The 18,506-nt window shown below is 71.5% G+C and carries 10 protein-coding genes and 1 tRNA gene; 4 read left to right on the top strand and 7 right to left on the bottom strand.

The features are described 5' to 3' along the window. Positions 1 to 89: 89 nt before the first annotated feature. From AB0F91_RS44220 to AB0F91_RS44195, 6 genes are all read right to left on the bottom strand, one after another. Positions 90 to 728, bottom strand: a complete 639-nt coding sequence (locus tag AB0F91_RS44220; RefSeq protein WP_360608006.1) for a hypothetical protein — start codon at positions 726 to 728, stop codon at positions 90 to 92. Continuing rightward, positions 721 to 1,143, bottom strand: coding sequence for a thioesterase family protein (locus tag AB0F91_RS44215; RefSeq protein WP_360608004.1), 423 nt, complete (start codon positions 1,141 to 1,143; stop codon positions 721 to 723). Before AB0F91_RS44215 ends, AB0F91_RS44220 begins: the two co-directional genes overlap by 8 nt. Further along, positions 1,140 to 6,125 carry an NAD-glutamate dehydrogenase gene (locus AB0F91_RS44210; protein WP_360608002.1) on the bottom strand — a complete coding sequence of 1,662 codons (4,986 nt, stop codon included), beginning with the start codon at positions 6,123 to 6,125 and terminating at the stop codon, positions 1,140 to 1,142. Before AB0F91_RS44210 ends, AB0F91_RS44215 begins: the two co-directional genes overlap by 4 nt. Before the next feature lie 491 nt (positions 6,126 to 6,616). Beyond that, positions 6,617 to 9,187: a hypothetical protein gene (locus AB0F91_RS44205; protein WP_360608000.1), complete on the bottom strand. Its 2,571-nt coding sequence runs from the start codon at positions 9,185 to 9,187 to the stop codon at positions 6,617 to 6,619. Between the two features lie 14 nt (positions 9,188 to 9,201). Next, the gene (gene ettA, locus AB0F91_RS44200) at positions 9,202 to 10,878 is read right to left on the bottom strand and encodes an energy-dependent translational throttle protein EttA (RefSeq protein WP_360607998.1); all 1,677 of its coding nucleotides are present in this window, start codon (positions 10,876 to 10,878) and stop codon (positions 9,202 to 9,204) included. Between the two features lie 100 nt (positions 10,879 to 10,978). Continuing rightward, entirely contained in the window at positions 10,979 to 12,997 is a 2,019-nt protein-coding gene (locus AB0F91_RS44195) for a cytochrome c oxidase assembly protein (protein ID WP_360607996.1), read from the bottom strand. 63 nt (positions 12,998 to 13,060) lie between these two features. Between AB0F91_RS44195 and AB0F91_RS44190 the strand changes: the two genes are divergently transcribed. Continuing rightward, positions 13,061 to 13,699, top strand: coding sequence for a histidine phosphatase family protein (locus tag AB0F91_RS44190; RefSeq protein WP_360607994.1), 639 nt, complete (start codon positions 13,061 to 13,063; stop codon positions 13,697 to 13,699). Here AB0F91_RS44190 and AB0F91_RS44185 read toward each other — a convergent pair. Continuing rightward, positions 13,673 to 14,854, bottom strand: coding sequence for an MFS transporter (locus tag AB0F91_RS44185; RefSeq protein ID WP_360607992.1), 1,182 nt, complete (start codon positions 14,852 to 14,854; stop codon positions 13,673 to 13,675). The genes AB0F91_RS44190 and AB0F91_RS44185 overlap by 27 nt on opposite strands. Positions 14,855 to 14,937: 83 nt before the next feature. Between AB0F91_RS44185 and AB0F91_RS44180 the strand changes: the two genes are divergently transcribed. The 3 genes from AB0F91_RS44180 to AB0F91_RS44170 all read left to right on the top strand — a co-directional run bounded on the left by AB0F91_RS44180 (position 14,938) and on the right by AB0F91_RS44170 (position 18,450). Then, positions 14,938 to 16,005, top strand: a complete 1,068-nt coding sequence (locus tag AB0F91_RS44180) for a LacI family DNA-binding transcriptional regulator (RefSeq protein WP_360607990.1) — start codon at positions 14,938 to 14,940, stop codon at positions 16,003 to 16,005. A gap of 169 nt (positions 16,006 to 16,174) precedes the next feature. After that, positions 16,175 to 16,762 (top strand): peptidase inhibitor family I36 protein, encoded by a 588-nt coding sequence (locus AB0F91_RS44175; protein ID WP_360607988.1) that lies wholly within the window; start codon positions 16,175 to 16,177, stop codon positions 16,760 to 16,762. Positions 16,763 to 18,376: 1,614 nt separating this feature from the next. Next, positions 18,377 to 18,450: transfer RNA gene (locus AB0F91_RS44170), tRNA-Arg, on the top strand. The last annotated feature ends 56 nt before the right edge of the window (positions 18,451 to 18,506 follow it).

Genomic DNA, 18,506 nt, shown 5'->3' with positions numbered 1-18,506 from the left:
GGGGCAATGGCGGGTGCATTCTTCGCGCAATTCCAGACAAAGCGAACAGACAACTTGACCGGAGTGAGTGTCGCAGAATCAGGCGGATTTCAGAAAAGCAGCGGCAACAACGCGTGCCTTCGCTTCAGCACCGCCCCATACCGGGCATCGAGCCGCAACCACGAGTCCGTGGCCGTCACGCGGACCACGTCGCCGGCGATGGACGAGTCGAACAACCCCATGCCGGACAAGGCGAACAGGCAGCGCAACTGCACCTTCACCTCGAGCTCGCCGCCGGTCACCGTCAGCACGGCCTGGTCCATCAGCGACGCCGGCGGCGTGCCGTGCGGGCCGACGTTGTCGCGGGCCAGCGTGACGCCGCGGTCGGCCAGGTCGGACACCACGCCGACCGGCAGGTCGTCCACGAGCTGCCAGCGGCCGGACGCGGGCAGCTCCGCGTGCCAGAGCAGGTCGCGCGCGGGGCCGGGGTCCATGACCTCGCCGCCGGCGACCGTGAGGGCCGCCAGCAGCTCGTTGCCCGACACGGTGACGTCGGCCGGGGTCACGGTCCCCGCCACCGCGCGGGTGGCGAGGACCTCGAACGGTGTGGCCGTCCACGCTTCGACCACGCCGCCGTCGGGGCGGTTGCGCAGCCGCACGGCCGTGTTGCCGTCGAGCCGCACCGCGCGGGCGACGAACGCGCCGAGCGTGTCGCGGTCGCCCGCGTCGGGGATGCGCAGCTCAGGCATCGGCGAACACCTTCTTGAGGAACTCGGTCTCCTCGGCGGACAGGCGCCGCGGACGCAGCTTGACGGTGTCGTACGGCGCCAGCACGGTCTCCGCCGTCACAGCCACCGGGTCCGACACCTCGGGCCCGGTGTGCACGACGTAGGCCAGCGTGATGCTGGCCGCCTTCACCTCGGTGAGCGTGATCTCCACCCGCACCGACGTCTCGGGCGTGACGACGATCGGCGCGCGGTAGTGCACGCCGAGCTTCACCACGACCACGCCCTTGGGCAGCTCGGTCAGCCCGGCTTTCACCGCGTCGCCGAACAGCACCGGAATCCGCGCCTCTTCCAGGAGCGTCACCATGTTGGCGTGGTTGACGTGCCCGTACACGTCCATGTCCGACCAGCGCGGCCGGACGTGCGAAACGTAGGTCACCGGACCGTGCTCCTGATCTGGCGAGCCGCCACCGACAGCGTCGCGAGGTCGAGGCGCCCGGAGCGGGTGATCTCGTCGAGCGCCACGCGGGCGCGCGACAGCCGCGACGCGTTGGTCTTCTCCCACTGCGAGATCTTCGCGTCGGTCTCCACGTCCAGGTCGCTGTGGCGCAGCGCGTCGAGCGTGATGGCGCGCAGCGAGCCGTACACGTCGTCACGCAGCGAGAGCCGCGCGAGGGCGTGCCAGCGGTTGCCGCGTTCGAGCTTGCTGATCTCGGTGAGCATGTTGTCGATGTCCAGGTGGTCCGAGAGCGCGTAGTACAGCTCGGCGGTGTCGGCCGGGCTGTGCAGCGCGTCGAGCCCCACCTGCTGCTCGGCCAGCTCGGCGACCTCGACCACGTCGAGCAGGCCGTAGCTGTGCAGCAGCAGCGCCACGCGGCGGGCGAGGTCGGCAGGCACGCCGTCGGCCACGAGCTTGCCGGCGTCCTCCTCCACGGACTCCAGCTCGCGGCCGCGCAGCAGGTCGCCCAGCTTCGGGCCGAGCTCCGCGACGACCGGGCCGAACCGGTTGATCTCGGCCAGCGGCGCGAGCGGCTGCGGCCGGTTGGTGAGGAACCAGCGGGCGGCGCGGTCGAGCAGGCGGCGCGTCTCCAGCACCATCGCGTCGGCGACTGCGGTGGGCACCACGTTGTCGAGCGCGTCGATCTCGGCCCACAGCTTCGGCAGGTCGTAGACGTGGGTGACCACGGCGTACGCGCGCACCGCGTCGGTGGCCGTCGCGTTCATCTCCTCCATGAGGCGGAAGACGAACGAGATGCCGCCGCCGTCCACCAGCTCGTTGGTCACGAGCGTCGTGGTGATCTGGCGGCGCAGCGGGTGCTGTGTGATCGCGTCGGCGAACTGCTCGCGCAGCGGCTTCGGGAAGTACTCCGGCAGCCGGCGCGTGAACACCTCGGAGTCGACCAGCTCGCTGGCCAGCAGCTCGTCCTTGAGGTCGAGCTTCACGTGGGCCAGCAGCGTCGCGAGCTCCGGCGACGACAGGCCTTCGCCCGCTTTCTCCAGCGCGCGGAACTCCGAGGAGCTCGGCAGGGCTTCCAGCTTGCGGTCGAAGGCGCCCTTCGCGACGAGCGACGAAACCTGCCGCGCGTGCACCGACACCATCGGACCGGCGTGGGCCCGGCTCACGCCGAGCACCGCGTTCTGCCGGTAGTTGTCGGCCAGCACCAGGTCGGAGACCTCGTCGGTCATCTCCTCCAGCAGCGAGTTGCGCCGCGTGTGCTCGAGGTCCCCGGTGGCCACGAGGTGGTCGAGCAAAATCTTGATGTTGACCTCGTGGTCGGAGCAGTCGACCCCGGCCGAGTTGTCGAGCGCGTCGGTGTTGATCTTTCCGCCGGCCCGCGCGAACTCGATGCGGCCGAGCTGGGTCAGGCCCAGGTTGCCGCCTTCGCCCACGACCTTCACCCGCAGCTGGTTGCCGTTGACGCGGATCGCGTCGTTGGCCTTGTCGCCCGCGTCGCCGTGGGTCTCGGCCTCCGCCTTGACGTAGGTGCCGATGCCGCCGTTCCACAGCAGCTCGACCGGCGCCAGCAGGATCGCCTGGATGAGCTCCATCGGCGGCAGGTGCGTGACGCCGTCGGCGATGCCGAGCGCCTCGCGCACTTGCGGGCTGATCGGGATCGTCTTGGCCGAGCGCGGGTAGATGCCGCCGCCCTCGCTGATGAGCGAGCGGTCGTAGTCGTCCCACGAGCTGCGCGGCAGGTCGAACAGCCGGCGCCGCTCCGCGAAGGACGACGCGGCGTCCGGGTTCGGGTCGAGGAACACGTGCATGTGGTTGAACGCGGCCACCAGGCGGATGTGCTCACTCAGCAGCATGCCGTTGCCGAAGACGTCGCCCATCATGTCGCCGATGCCGACGGTCGTGAAGTCCTCGGTCTGGGTGTCCTTGCCCAGCTCGCGGAAGTGGCGCTTCACGCTCTCCCACGCGCCCTTGGCGGTGATGCCCATCGCCTTGTGGTCGTAGCCGACCGAGCCGCCGGAAGCGAACGCGTCGCCGAGCCAGAAGCCGTACTGGCCCGAGACCTCGTTGGCGATGTCGGAGAACTTCGCGGTGCCCTTGTCGGCCGCGACGACGAGGTAGCTGTCGTCGGCGTCATGGCGCACCACGCCCGGGGCGGGCACGGTCTTGCCCTCGACGCGGTTGTCGGTGAGGTCGAGCAGGCCCGAGATGAACATGCGGTAGCACGCGATGCCCTCGGTGAGCTGCGCGTCGCGATCGAGGCCGGCGTCGCCGGTGGGAGCCGGCGGGCGCTTCACCACGAAGCCGCCCTTCGCGCCCACGGGCACGATCACGGCGTTCTTCACCGCCTGCGCCTTGACCAGGCCGAGGACCTCCGTGCGGAAGTCCTCGCGCCGGTCCGACCAGCGCAGGCCACCACGCGCGACCTCGCCGAAGCGCAGGTGCACACCTTCCACGCGCGGCGAGTACACGAAGATCTCGAACTTCGGCCGCGGTTCCGGCAGCTCCGGCACGCCGCTCGGGTCGAGCTTGATCGCGAAGTACGGCCGCGCGGCGCCGTCCGCGTCCGTCACGTGGTAGTTGGTGCGCAGCGTCGCGTTGATCACGGCCATGAGGCGGCGCAGGATGCGGTCCTCGTCGAGGCTGGTGACCTCGTCGATCATCGCGGTGATCTCGCCGACGAGCGAGTCCTCCCGCGTCTTTCGGTCCACATCGGACAGTTGCGGGTCGCAGCGCGTCTCGAACAGGTTCAGCAGCCGCGTGGCCACTTCGGTGTGCTTCAGGACCGTGTTCTGGATGTATGCCTGGGAAAACGGGCTGCGGGCCTGCTGCAGATAACGCGAGTACGCGCGCAGCACGGCGGCCTGGCGCCACGTGAGACCGGCGCGCAGCACGAGGCCGTTGAAGCCGTCGACCTCCGCATCGCCGCGCCACGCGGCGTGGAACGCGTCCTGGAACCGCTCGCGCAGCGCGTCGAGCGCGACGCTGCTGCTCTCGTCGAGGTACTTCGCCTCGATGCGCAGGCCGAAGTCGTAGATCCAGCTGGCGCCGCCGTCTTCGCGGAACAGCTCGTACGGCCGCTCGTCGACGACCTCGACGCCCATGGCCTGCAGCACCGGCAGGACCTTCGACAACGTCACGCCTTCGCCGCGCAGGTAGAGCTTGAACCGGCGCTCGCCCGGCTCCGCGTCGGCGGGCAGGTAGAACGACAGCGCCAGGTCGCCCTCGTCGGCCAGCGTGTCGAGCTTGCGCAGGTCGGCGAGCGCCTCGTCGGCGGTGAAATCCTCCTTGTACCCTTCGGGGAACACCGCGGCGAAGCGCTGGCCCTGGTCGACGGCGGACTCCTCGCCCATCACGCCGATCGGCTGGCCGTCGCCCGCGCGCTCGCGGCGCTCGGCCAGGATCGCCTCGACCATGCGGTCGTCCCAGCTGCGGACCACCGTGTTGAGGCGTTCCTGGATCCGCAGCGTGTCGGGCTCGATCCGGTGCGCCGGGTCGGTGTGCACGATGAAGTGCACCTGCGCGAGCACGGTCTCGCCGATCCGCGCGCTGTACTCGAGCTGGGTGCCTTCCAGCTCCTCCAGCAGCACCTTCTGCATCGCCAGCCGCGAGCGCGTGGTGTAGCGGTCTCGCGGCAGGTAGACCAGGCAGGAGTAGAAGCGGCCGTACGGGTCGCGGCGCAGGAACAGCCGCAGCCGCCGGCGGTCCGACAGCGTGATGGCGCCGGTCGTGGTGGCGTAGAGCGAATCCGTGTCGGCGGAGAACAGGTCGGCGCGCGGCCAGTTCTGCAGCACCTCCAGCATCCGCTGGCCGGAGAAGGACTCCATCGGGAAGCCGGCGCGGTGGATGACCTCGCGCACGCGCTTGCACACCACGGGGATGTCCAGCACGTTCTCGTGCAGCGCCGTGGTGGTGAACATACCGAGGAAGCGGTGCTCGCCGGTCACGTTGCCCTCGTCGTCGAACGTCTTCACGCCGACGTAGTACGGGTACACCGGGCGGTGCACGGTCGAGGGCGCGCTCGCCTGCGTGAGCACCAGCAGCGTCGGGGACAGCGCGTTGGCGTAGTCGTCCGGGCCCGCGGTGAGGCTGCGGGCGGCGAGGCTGTCCTGGCGCAGCACGCCGAGACCGGACGCGAGGACGGCGCGCAGCGCCGGCTCGTCCGAATCGGGGTGCGGGTTCTCGACCAGCTCGTAGCGGCGGTAGCCGAGGAAGGTGAAGTGGCCGTCGGCGAGCCAGCGCAGCAGCCGGGCGCCCTCTCCGATCTGCGCGGGTTCCGGCAGCTTCGGCGGGTTCTGCTCCAGCGACTCCGCCACGGAGCACGCGGTCTGCGCCATCTTGTCGGCGTCCTCGACGACCTCGCGGACGTCACCCAGCACCGAGGTCAGCCGGTTGTCCAGCTCGCGGGCGCGGTTCGGGTCCGTGACGAGGTCGATCTCCAGGTACATCCACGACTCGGCCGCCGACATGGCCGGCGGGTTCGCCGGGTCGGCGTCGGGGTGCAGGCCCGCGAGTTCGCCCGTGACGTCGCGGCTGACCACGACGATCGGGTGGACGATGCGGTGCACCTGCACGCCGTCGCGCGCGAACTCGGCCGCCACGCTGTCGACGAGGTAGGGCATGTCGTCGGTGACCACCTGCACGACGGTGGCCTCGCGGGTCCAGCCGTCCTGCGCCGCGGTGGGGTTCAGCAGCCGGACCGCCGGGCGTCCCGGCATGCGCTGCTTCGCCAGCTGGAGGTGCGAGCGCACCGCGCCGACGAGCGCCACGGGGTCGTCACCGACGATCTCCTCCGCCGGGATGTGGCGGTAGTACAGGCGGATCAGGTCACCGATCTCGGGCGCCAACGCCGCGGCGGCGTCGATCAGCTCGTCCCGGAGCTGTTCCGGGCTGGCCGTGCGACGCAACGCGCCGACCTCGGCACCGACATCTGTTCCGGGCGGGGACGAGACTCCCGTCGAGCTCATGTGAGGCAACTCTCCAGTTTCGAGATCGAGACGCATCCGTCACCACAACGTGGCGGACACCCCCACACTAATCCGACCCCGCCGGGCCCGTGACAAAGACCAGGAGTTGTCCAGACTTACGTTTGCCTTACAGGATGAGGACTTTCGGCGTTGATCGGTTCAGCTACCCGGGAGTCGGGTGATACCCGTTCAAGGAGGAATCCCTTGGCACTGGGCGCGCCCCGGGGCCGCCCGAGGCGTCCGGTGGTGCCGGGGCGGGTTCGTGATCGGTTCAGTGCGGGAGCGGCCGCCCGGCAGCCGGCGGCCAAACCGGCAAAGGTTGCCTTCCGGCTTTGCGAGCATTCCCACACCGTAACCGCCCGGACGGGCGACGGCCGCGTCGTGATCCGGCCGCAAGATACCCCGAAGTCGGCGTCGGCAAACCCGGTGGACCTCATCGGTTTTTCCGGGTAGCGAACGGTGTGTTGCCCCGACAGGGATTGGCGCCGACCTCAGTCGCCGTGGCGCTTGCGCTCCCCCGCCGCGTGCCCGTTGACCGGACGGCGCTTGTTGTCGTCTTCCGACCCCAGCCGCTTCACCAGCGCGGCGGCACTCGCCGTCCCGGCCTGGTGCTCGGCCAGCGCGCGGGCCAGCAGCTCGGCCAGCCCGGCGTCCGGCGGTGGCTCGTCCTCGGCGATCGCACGGGCGTAGCTCTCCGGGAACGGCTGCGACGTCGGCGTCCACGAGTCGAAGTCCTCGAGCGGGTCCAGCGCCGGCGGCATCCGCAGCCGGGGCAGCCACGGGTCCACGGCTTCCTCGGACACCTCTTCGGCACGCGGGGCCGGCGCCAGCTCCGGGGTCTCGCGCTTCCACGGTGGATCCGTCACGTCGGAGACCGCCTCGGGCTCCTCAGTGCGCGCGGTTTCCTCGCGCGCCCCGGCCTCGTCCGCGCGTCGGCGACCACCACCACCGCCGGCGGAGATTCCCAGGCGGTCCAGCACGGACCGGGCCGCGACAGAACCGTGTTCCGCGTCGTGGCGGGTCTTGCGCCCGCGGGAGACCTCGTCGCGGCGGGCGCGTTCTTCGCGGGCCCACTCGTCGCTCTCCCAGAGCGGCGCGGCGGGCTCGTCCGCGGGCGCGGGGGCCATCGGTAGCTCGGGCACGATGTCCGACAGGTCCGGCAGCGACAGGCGCGGCAGGTCCTCGGCCACAGCCGGGGGCTGTGGCGCCGGCTCTTCGCGCACGACCTCGGCGACGGGTTCCGGCTTCGGCTGGGGAGCCGGCGCGGCTTCGGGCTTCTTGAACGGCTTGACCCAGCCCGGCAACGCCGCCGACTGCTCGGGTGCCGCCCGGCGGCCGGTTTCCGCAGGAGCGTGATGAGAAGACGAGTGCGACCCGTTCACGGGCCGCTTGGCCGGCGGCGCGGGCGGCTCGGCGACGCGCGCTCGCGCCGGAGCCTCGGCGCGCGGGGCGGACAGCGTGAAGCGAGCGACCTGTTCGGCCGGAGCCGCGGTTCGCTTGGCGGACGCCGCGGGTTCCGGCTCGTCGCGGATCACCGGGATCACCGACGTCCGCTCGGCCTCCGACTCCGCGGCCGCTCGCCCGAAGGACCACGTCGGCGTCTTCGGCCCGGATTTCTCAGGCTTGCGAACGGGTTTCTCCGGCACCGAACCGGCCGCGCGCACATCCGCCGGCTCCGCCGGAACGGCCGGCCGGGGCTGCGCTTCCGGACGCACCGGGGTTTCCGCCCGCGACCGGGTTTCCTTCTTCGGCTGGGCTTCCGCACGCTGAGCCTTGGCCGCGGCCGGCTTGGCGGCGGCGGGTTCCGGAGCGCTCGGCTCGGCGGGGATGGCGCGGATCAACGCGGTCGTCTCGACGTCGCGCGCCGGCGGCTCGACGGCCATCGGCACCGGACGGCCACCCTGCGGCGCCGACCGCGCGATCACGTCGTCGAGGTCCAGCGGTGCCACCGTGTCGGCGCCGAACTCGCCCGCGAGCAGGCCACACGCCTGGCGGCGCGCCCGTGAGTGGACGTGTTCCGCCGCGCGCGAGCGATACAGGCACGCGATGGCTTCCTCGGCGCTGCCGAACCGCTCCTCGATCTGCGCCAGCTCGAGCCACAGCCGCGAGGTGACGGCGGACAGTCCGTGGCGATCGGTGCTCGCCACGGCTTCGCGCACCAGCTCGGACGCCGCGTCCCCGGCACCGGCCGGCAGGTGAATCCGCGTGGCCACGGCCAGCCGCAGCCACGCAGTGGGCGCGACCCCCGCCGCGCGCACGGGCTCGTTCAGCATGGGTTCGGCGATGTCGTACGCCATGTCGGTGTCGCCGCGGTCGAGCAGCGTGCTCACGAGCTGCAGCACGAGCCGCACGCGCACGAGGCCACCGTCGGCGCCGGGTTTGTCCAGCTTCTCCAGGAAACCGAGGCCGGTGCGGGCGGCGTCGGCGGCCGCGGTGAGGTCACCGTGGCGGCGCCGGTGGGCCGCCGCACCGTTGCGCAGCAACGCCCGCACGAGCAGCCGGGTGTCGGCGTCGAGCGACTCGTCGGCGACCACCAGCTTGTCGGCCTCCACGAGCACGCGGTCCAGCTCCGGCTTGCGGCCGAACTGCGCGAGGCAGCCCACGAGGTGGCACAGCGCCTCCGCACGGTGCACGGCCGAAACCGCGGGCTCCGACAGCACGGGCCGCAGCGCCACGAGCCCGGTCAGCGGCGTGCCGAGGCTGCGCGCGCACACGGCCAGGTCGATCCGCAGCCGCGCGGCCGTGTCGGTGTACCCGGCGTGCTCCGCGGCCCGGAGGGCGGCGACAGCGCGACCGACGGTCGACGTGCGACCGCCGAGGCGCACCCGCGCCGCGACCACGAGGCTCTCGGCGCGGATCCACTGCTCGTCCGCGCCCGCGGCCTCGGCGAGCGCGGCCGCGCGCTCACCCAGCACCAAGGCGAGCTCGGGCGCGCGCAGGTGCAGCGCGTCCGCACGCTCGATCAGCCGGCCGAGGTCGGAGAGGGTCGCCCCGCCGGCAGCAGCGAGCCGCCCGCCCGCGGGTGCGGGCGAGCTCGACCGGTTGTGCCTGCTGGCTTCCACTCCCGCCCCCGGCGTCAGTCGCGCTTCAGCTTGCGATGAGTGACCCGGTGCGGCCGCGCCGCTTCGGCGCCGAGGCGCTCGACCTTGTTCTTCTCGTAGCCCTCGAAGTTGCCCTCGAACCAGAACCACTTCGCCGGGTCCTCGTCGGTGCCTTCCCACGCCAGGATGTGCGTGGCGACCCGGTCGAGGAACCACCGGTCGTGGGAGATGACCACGGCGCACCCGGGGAACTGCTCCAGCGCGTTCTCCAGCGAGCCCAGGGTTTCCACGTCCAGGTCGTTGGTCGGCTCGTCCAGCAGGATCAGGTTGCCGCCCTGCTTGAGCGTCAGCGCCAGGTTCAGCCGGTTGCGCTCACCGCCGGAGAGCACGCCCGCCGGCTTCTGCTGGTCCGGCCCCTTGAAGCCGAACGCGCTCACGTACGCGCGCGAAGGCATTTCGGTCTGCCCGACGTGGATGTAGTCGAGCTTGTCCGACACGACCTCCCACACCGTCTTCTTGGGGTCGATGCCGGCGCGGTTCTGGTCCACATAGGACAGCTTGACGGTTTCGCCGATCTTGACCGTGCCGCCGTCCGGCTCCTCGAGCCCCACGATCGTCTTGAACAGCGTGGTCTTGCCGACGCCGTTGGGGCCGATCACGCCGACGATGCCGTTGCGCGGGAGGTTGAACGACAGCCCGTCGATGAGCACGCGCTCGTCGAAGCCCTTGCGCAGCTTCTCGACCTCGACCACGACGCTGCCCAGGCGCGGGCCCGGCGGGATCTGGATCTCTTCGAAGTCGAGCTTGCGGTGCTTGTCGGCCTCCGCCGCCATCTCCTCGTAGCGGTCGAGGCGCGAGCGGGACTTCGTCTGGCGGGCCTTGGCGTTGGACCGCACCCATTCGAGCTCGGTCTTGAGGCGCTTGGCGAGCTTCGCGTCCTTCTTGCCCTGGACCTCGAGACGCTCGCGCTTCTTCTCCAGGTAGGTGGAGTAGTTGCCCTCGTAGCCGACGACGCGGCCGCGGTCGAGCTCCATGATCCACTCGGCGACGTTGTCCAGGAAGTACCGGTCGTGGGTCACGGCCAGGACGGCACCGGCGTAGTTCGCGAGGAACTGCTCCAGCCACAGCACGCTTTCGGCGTCCAGGTGGTTGGTGGGCTCGTCGAGCAGCAGGAGGTCGGGCGCGGACAGCAACAGCTTGCACAGTGCGACACGGCGGCGCTCACCACCGGAGAGGTGGTCGACGGGCTCGTCCGGCGGCGGGCAGCGCAGGGCGTCCATGGCCTGCTCGACCGTGGAGTCGAGCTCCCACGCGTCGGCGTGGTCGAGCTCCTCCTGGAGCTTGCCCATCTCTTCCATGAGCTCGTCGGTGTAGTCGGTCGCCATCTGCTCGGCGATCTCGTTGTACCGGTCGAGCTTCTGCTTCGTCTCGCCGAGGCCCTCCTCGACGTTCTGGCGGACGGTCTTCGTCTCGTCCAGCTCCGGCTCCTGCATGAGGATGCCGACGGTGGCACCCGGCTGCAGGAACGCCTCGCCGTTGCTGGCCTGCTCGATCCCCGCCATGATCTTGAGAACGGTGGACTTACCGGCACCGTTCGGCCCCACCACGCCGATCTTGGCGCCGGGGTAGAACGCGGTGCTGACGTCGTCGAGGATGACCTTGTCCCCGACGGTCTTGCGCACCTTCTTCATGGTGTAGATGAACTCGGCCATGAAAGCGATCGTAGAGTGGCCCGATCCGCGCCCTGACGGCGGTCACCACCGCGCTACCGAGGGTCATGCCCACATCACGCGGACGACATCATCGGCGCGGTCATTCCGCCCGTTTGCCGTCGGCCAGGTTCTTGAGCATCGCGTTGTAGGCGGCCAGCTCTTCGCCGCCGGTGGTCTCCTCGCGGCGGTCCTTCCGCTTGGCCTCGCGCTCGTCGGCACGCGCCCACTGCACCAGCAGCGCGATCAGCACCAGCAGCACGGGGACCTCGCCCGCGGCCCACGCGATGCCGCCGCCGAGGCGCTGGTCGGTGAGCAGGTCGCCGACCCACGGCAGGCGCAGTGACGTGTAGAACTCCTGGCCGATCACGGACTGCATGTTCATGAGGATCACGCCGAAGAACGCGTGGAACGGCATGGCGGCAAACATCATCCCGAGCCGTCCGACCGGCGGGATCTTGCGCGGCGCCGGGTCGACGCCGATCACCGGCCAGTAGAAGACGTAGCCGGCGAGCAGGAAGTGGGCGTTCATCGCCAGGTGCGCCCAATGGTAGTTCAGCGCGGAGTCGAACAGGCCGGAGAAGTACAGCGCGTAGAACGAGCCGACGAACAGCAGCAGCGCGACGACCGGGTGTGTCAGGAACCGCGACACCGGCGAGTGCACGGCCGCCAGGAGCCACTCACGCGGGCCCGGAGGCGCGCCGGCCCCTGCGGTCGGCAGGGCGCGCAGCGCGAGCGTCACGGGGCCACCCAGCACCAGCAGCACGGGCACGACCATCGACAGCAGCATGTGCGTGCCCATGTGCACGCTGAACATCGCCGGCGAATAGCGGCCGATGCCCGACGACGTGGCGATCAGGAGCACCAGGCAGCCGACGAGCCACGCGACGATCCGGCCGGTGGGCCACGAGTCGCCGCGCTTGCGCAGCCGCCGAACGCCGGCGAGGTAGAGCCCGGCCAGCACGATCGCGGCCGTGCCGTAGATCAGGTCGAACCGCCAGTCGGTGAGCAGGCGCCAGAAGGTGGGCGCGCCGTCGAGGTTGTAGCCGATCAGCAGCTCGGTGGTCGAGGGCTGCGTGACCGCGTCGGCCGGAGGTGGCGTGCGGGCGAGCCCGGACGCGATGCCGAGCGTCACGAACATGATCAGCACCTCGACGGCCGCCAGCCGCAGCAGCTGGCCGCCGCCCTTGCCGTCGACGAGGTCGCGCACGCCGCGCTGGCGCTGCTGGTGCCCGAACACGCCGAGCAGCAGCAGCGCGACGACCTTCGCCACCACGAGCAGGCCGTAGTCGGTGGTGAACAGGTCACCGAGGTTGATGCGCACCAGTGCGTTGATCACGCCGGAGATCGCCATCACGATCCAGCAGACCAGGGCCAGCTTGGAGAACCGCCGCGCGGCCAGCGAGAGGTGCGCGCCCCGGCGCCAGCCGAGAGCCAGGAGCGCCACGAGCCCGCCGACCCACAGCGCGGCCGCGATCAGGTGGAACAGCAGGCTGTTGGTGGCCATGTCGTGCGAGCCGCCGCTCGCGGAGTGACCCGTGACGGCGACTGGGACCAAGCCCGCGACGGCCACGAAGAACAGCACGGCCGTCCAGCCCCACGTGAGCACGAGCCGGCAGCCGAGCGCGAGCAGCACCGCGATGAGCGCCGTCCACAGCCACGCCTTGGGCTGCTCGATCGCGTCGACGAGGTCCAGGAGCGTCTGGGGTGAAAGGACTTCCAGGAACGGCTTGCCGGCTCCGTCGGCCGCGGTGAATGCCACCGAGAGCAGCGACGAGGCGAACCAGACCCAGGCGGCGATGCCGGCCGCGCGCACGGCGGCATAGCCCTCGGGCCCCAGCGTGCCGGACTTCTGCGGCGGCACCAGGAAGGCGGCCAGCAGCAGAGCGCCGACGCAGACCACGGAGGCGGCTTCGGCGAGCACTCGGACGACCGTGATGCCGTACCGCGTGACGAGCCCCGGGTCGGGCAGACCGGCGATCAGGTACCCGGCGCCACCGGTGAGCGCCACGAGCCCGACCGCGACGACGGCGGCGAGCACCACGCCCACCGAAAGCAGCGGCAGCACACTGGTCCTGCGTCGCGCTGCCGGTTCGGGTTTCGTCACTGCGTCGGTGCTCACCGTTCGAGATTAGGCCGGTCTCGTTTTGCGCGGCACGGGGGTGCGGCCAGGCATGATGGTTTCGTGCGGATCATCCTGCTGCGTCACGCCGAGTCCCTCGGGAGCGTCGACCAACTCGCCTACACGCGGATCCCGGACCACGCGATCCCGCTGACGGAGACCGGCCGGGCCGAGGCGGTCGCGACGGGGCCGGTGATCAGGGAACTGCTGCGCGGCGAGCGCCCGGCCGTGTACGTGAGCCCCTACCTGCGTACACGCGAGACGCTGCGGTTGCTGGACATCGAGAGCGACTGCGACCGCGTGGTGCAGGAGCCGCGGCTGCGCGAGCAGGACTGGGGCAACCTGCAGGACCCGCAGGACCAGGAGGTGCAGCGGCAGCGGCGGCACGAGTTCGGGCACTTCTTCTACCGGCTGCCCTTCGGCGAGTCGGGCGCCGACGTGGACGACCGCGTGGCCGGTTTCCTGGCCGAGCTGCTGCACAGTGGCGGAACTCACCCGCGCAGCGTGCTGATCGTCTCCCACGGCCTCACCTTGCGGCTGCTCTGCCGCCGGCTGTTCGGCTGGAGCGTGGACCTGTTCGAGTCGCTGTCGAACCTGCGCACGTGCGAGCACCGCTTGCTGGAGCACGACGGGGACAAGTGGTCGCTCGACCGCCCGTTCGGGCAGTGGCGCGAGTCACCGGACGGGGAGACCCAGGGCTAGGTCCTCGCGCCGGCGCGCGCGGGCCGCGACGAGGGCGGCCGGCACGATCAGCGCCGCGATGAGGCCGACCACCACGAACGACACGGAGTAGGACGTCGCCTGCGCGATGCCGCCGATCATCGGCGGACCGGCGAGGAAGCCGGAGTAGGCGATAGTGCTGACGAACGCCAGTTCGCGTTCTCCGCCTCCGCCGTCGGCGCGTTTCCCTGCGCTGCCGGCGAGGCTGAGGGCCAGCGGGAACGCCGCGGCAAGGCCCGCGCCGGCGAGCGCGAAGCCGACGTACGCGAAGGCCGCCGGCGCGAACACGGCAGTGCCGATGAGGCCGATCGCCGCGATCCCCGCGCCGACGGCGAGGGATCGTGTGGCGCCGAAGCGTTCCTGGCTCCACGCGCCGCCGAGCCGGGCGAGCGCCATGGCGAGCGAGAACCCCGAGTAGGCCAGGGCCGCCGCGCCCTGGCCGACGCCGTGGGCAGTGACCATGAGCAGCGCCGACCAGTCGGAGCTCGCGCCCTCGGCGATCGCGGAGCACAGCGCGACGGCCGCAAGCAGCCACAGGGCGGGCCGGCGGATCGGCGCCTTCCCGCGTTCCGGCGGCGCCGTCTCCTTCGGCGGCCGGTCTCCCGGCACGGCCTTGAGCACGACGACGAGCACGAACAGGGCGGTCATGGCGGCCACGGAGAGGTGCCGCGCGGGTGACCAGCCGTGGCCGGCGGCCAGCCCCGCGAGCAGGGAGCCGGCGAGCGCACCGAAGCTGAAGCCGGCGTGCAGCGTCGGCATCACGGCGCGGCCAGTGCGCCGCTCGACGGCGACGCCCGCGATGTTCATGGCGACGTCGAGGGACCCCACGCCCGCACCGAGCACGAACAGGGCGCCGGCAAGCAACGGCACGTTCGGCGCGAACCCGACGAGCGCGAGTGCGACGGCGGCCACCACGGTGCTGCCCGCGACGGCCGCACGGGCACCCACGCGTTCGGTGATCCGTCCGGAAACCGGTGCGGCGCACAGCATCCCGACACTCGCGCCGAGCAGCGCGAGCCCGAAGACGCCCGGCACGGCGTGCACGTGGGTGGCGATGGCGGGCGTACGCGGGGCCCACGAACCGAGGGCCGCCCCGTTGAGCGCGAAGACCGCGAACACCGCCGTCCGATCGCGCATCGCCGCCTGCCTCTCTGCCGGGAGCCTTTGGCCCAAAATGACTTAAGCGCTTCAGAGGGTCAAGGCCGCGCTATGCTCCGCCGATGACGAGCACCCGGCGCCGGCGTCCGACGCTGGACGACGTCGCCGAGGCGGTCGGGGTGTCCCGCGCGACCGTCTCGAACGCCTACAACCGGCCTGACCAGCTGTCCGCGCAGCTGCGGGAGCAGGTGCTGCGCGCGGCCAAGGAGCTCGGCTACCCCGGGCCGAACCCGACGGCGCGCAGCCTCGCCACGAGCCGGACGGGCGCGATCGCGTTCCTGCTCGACGCGTCCCTTTCGGCGGCGTTCTCGGACCCGGCGCTGTCCATCACGCTCGACGCGCTCGCGAAGGCCGTGGAGCCGACCGGCCACGCACTGCTGCTGTTGCCCGGTGGCGAAGCGCACGGCGGACCGCCGGCGGAGCGCGTGCTGGCGGCGCAGGCGGACATCGCCGTGGCCTACTCGCTGGCCGACGGCAGCCTCGCGCTGGAGGCGGTGCGCGCCCGCGGCCTGCCGCTCGTGGTCATCGACCAGCCCCTGCTGCCCGACACCGCCCGCGTCGGCTGCGACGACCGCGGCGGGGCCGCGCTCGCGGCGCGGCACCTGCTGGAGCTGGGGCACCGGCGTTTCGCGATCCTGTCCGCGCCGCGGCTGTCGCCCGACGGCCCTTCGGGTCTGGAGTCCGCGCGGGGGAGCTCGTTCCACGGCACGCGCGAGCGCCTGGCGGGCTACCTGGCGACACTTTCCGCGGCCGGGGTGACCGACGTCGCGGTGTCCGAGGCGCCGTGGCTGTCGGCGGACACCGCCCGGGCCAGCGCGGCGGAGCTCCTGACCGGTACGCCCCGGCCGACCGCGCTGCTGTGCATGTCCGACCAGCTCGCGCTGGCGGCCGTCGCCGCCGCCCGGCAACTGGGCCTGCGGGTGCCGGACGACGTCTCGGTGGTCGGCTTCGACGACACCCCGCAGGCCGCCTGGGCGGAGCCGCCGCTGACCACCGTCCGCCAGGACCTCGCCGGGAAGGGCCGCACCGCGGGCGAGCTGATCCTGCACTCGATGTCCGGCGGGAACCCGCCTCCGCCGGTAGTGCTTCCGGTGTCGTTGATCCGCCGAAACAGCACGGCCGCCGTTTAGCAATACCGTTCACCGATCTGTGGACAATTCGCGCCGTTCGAGCGACGGGATACTACTTGTCCACAGACGTAGGAATGCGGGCAGACAAACCCACCCCCACCCGCCATCGTAGGAACCACACATTCCACGGCGGCCCACTCCGGTCGCCACCGAGGGGGGAGTTCCCACGATGTTCCGACGCCTGCTGCCGAAGCTGCCCGCGTTCCCCGGCCACTCCGGCCGGCCCACGACCCCGCTCCGCCTGCCGGGTTTGCCGGCGCGCCTGCCGCGCGTCCTGCTCCTGGCGACGGCCGGCTTGCTGGCGGGGACGGGGATGGCTTCTGCCGCGCCTTCAGGCCAGGCCGCGTCTGCCGCGTCTACCCATGCTTCTGCGGCTCTGTCGGCTCACCGCGCCACCCACGCCTTCCCGGCGGCCAAGCGCGTTGCCCCCGCGACTCCCGGCTCGGCACTCACCAATCCGGCCGCGACCGCCACTCCGGACCCGGCTTGCACCGTCGGCGAACTGTGCCTCTGGACGGCCGAAACCTACTCCGGCACCACTCAGCACTACGACCTGCGCACCGCCAATCCCGAAGACTGCATTCCCCTGCCCGAGGGATTCGAAGGGCATTCCTTCGTCAACCGCCTGACCCGCGACGTCACCGTCTACCAAAGCGAAGAATGCACGACCGAGGGAGACTTCACCACCTACCCGGGTGGCGGCACTTACGTTCCGCAATCCCCCTTCGTCGTGCGCGCCATCAAAGTCTGGAACTGACGCCGCCGCCGCACCCCGGGGCTCAGGCACCCCTGCGGGCCACCCCGGGGCGCACCCACCCGACTCGCTCACCGGCGGCGCGCCCACCAGCCGTGCCCACCCGCCGCGCACCCACCTTCCTTGCCCACCTGGGTTGCACCCACCCGCCGTGCCCACCCGGGGCGCACCCACACGCCGCCGCGCACCCACACGCCGTGCACACCCGCGGCACCCGCGCCTCCACCGGCGTTGGCCGCCTCGGAGCGCACTCACCAACGAGATCGCCCGAGGCGCACTCCCGATCTTGCTCACTTCGGGCGCGCTCCAACCAAGGAGCCCACTTCGAGGCAACTCACCACCTCACTCACCACAGGAGGCCCCCAACCAGCGAGCCCAGCCCACCCGCAGCAACGCACCCAACTGACCTCCCGCGGAACGCTCCCAACCAACAACACCACCCTGTGGAAACTCACCCACCTCACTGACCACAGGACGGCCCAACCAGCACGACCACCCGAAGAACCCGCGCCTCCACCGGCCTTGACCGCGGCGCCTCGGAGCGACCACGCCATGGCTGCCCTGCCTGCCCTGCCCGCCCTGCCGTCCTGCCCTGCCCGTCCTGCCCTGCCCCGCCCGCCTTGCCGTCCTGCCCTGCCCGTCCTGCCCTGCCCCGCCCGCCTTGCCGTCCTGCCCTGCCCGCCCTGGCGACACTCGCACCACCGTGCCCCGGGGCCATTCGCCTCCTCGTCACATGAATCTCGACCACCTGACCGGGACCGGCTGATCGGCCATCCTGCGGCCCCCACCGCGCCGCCCCACCGATCACCGGCCCCCGGGGCCGTCCCCGAACGGCCCCACCCCCGTGGGCGCGCCACCTTCCCCGTGTCCGCGCGCCCACGGGGCCCTCCCCGGTCCCCACCGCTGTCCCCCGGTCCCCACGGCTGTCCCCGCCCCCTACCGCTGTCCCCCGCCCTCTGCTGGTCCGGATCCGCTCAAGACGCGGAAGCCGCCCAGCCCAGCACCGCTGCTCCGACCGCTACCCAGCCACCGTGCGCCGATCTCAACTCGTCTCCGTCCCTGCGCTCCGGCCGCGCATCCCGCCCGCCCTCAACAGCACCGCACCGCGTTGGCCGGAGAGCGCCCAGCTGCACGCTCCTCCGTGGCCGCGCAGGATCACTCACATCGATTTCGACCTCCGCGACCGTCCCGGCGCACCAACCCGGTGCGCCGACAAGCTCACCCATTCATCACCGCTGCGCAAGTCCCGACCACACCCCGAGAGGAACTCCCCATGCGCCCCGCCCCGTGCCCGGCGACCTGCCGAAACCACACCTCTCGCCACCCCGCCGAGACCCCCCGCCGGGAAATCGTGGTGATCCCACCCATTCGAGCGGGATGGCGTGGGAGGGCAACAGCCGCGAGGAAGCCTGGGGCGCCAGGTGAACCGCTGGTGAACGCGCCGCCGCCGGATCTTCGCGGCGACGGCCAAGATCACCCGCGCGGGCACGGGCGGGGGCGCGACATCCGGCGAATCCGGCGAACGAGACCTGAAACGATTCGACGGTGTCGAACGATCGAGAGGATGGCGACGACTAAGCTGCCGGTGCTGGAGATCGGCAACCGTCGTCGACCCGGGCCCTCGTAGCTCAGCTGGATAGAGCAAGAGCCTTCTAATCTCTAGGTCGCAGGTTCGAGTCCTGCCGGGGGCACGAAACCCCTGGTCACGTCAGTGACCAGGGGTTTTTGCATGCCGACGCCCATACCT

The sequence above is a fragment of the Amycolatopsis sp. NPDC023774 genome (genome assembly GCF_040639695.1).
Lineage (GTDB): Bacteria > Actinomycetota > Actinomycetes > Mycobacteriales > Pseudonocardiaceae > Amycolatopsis.
The sequence above is the reverse complement of the archived record's forward strand: the minus strand, read 5'-3'. Positions and strand labels throughout refer to the sequence as shown.

What these genes read in the sequence shown, in the direction of transcription:
- ettA (WP_360607998.1), bottom strand. Translation starts at nt 10,878, where the DNA reads ATGGCCGAGTTCATCTACACCATGAAGAAGGTGCGCAAGACCGTCGGG.
- AB0F91_RS44180 (WP_360607990.1), top strand. Translation starts at nt 14,938, where the DNA reads ATGACGAGCACCCGGCGCCGGCGTCCGACGCTGGACGACGTCGCCGAG.
- AB0F91_RS44220 (WP_360608006.1), bottom strand. Translation starts at nt 728, where the DNA reads ATGCCTGAGCTGCGCATCCCCGACGCGGGCGACCGCGACACGCTCGGC.
- AB0F91_RS44210 (WP_360608002.1), bottom strand. Translation starts at nt 6,125, where the DNA reads ATGAGCTCGACGGGAGTCTCGTCCCCGCCCGGAACAGATGTCGGTGCC.
- AB0F91_RS44175 (WP_360607988.1), top strand. Translation starts at nt 16,175, where the DNA reads ATGTTCCGACGCCTGCTGCCGAAGCTGCCCGCGTTCCCCGGCCACTCC.
- AB0F91_RS44185 (WP_360607992.1), bottom strand. Translation starts at nt 14,854, where the DNA reads ATGCGCGATCGGACGGCGGTGTTCGCGGTCTTCGCGCTCAACGGGGCG.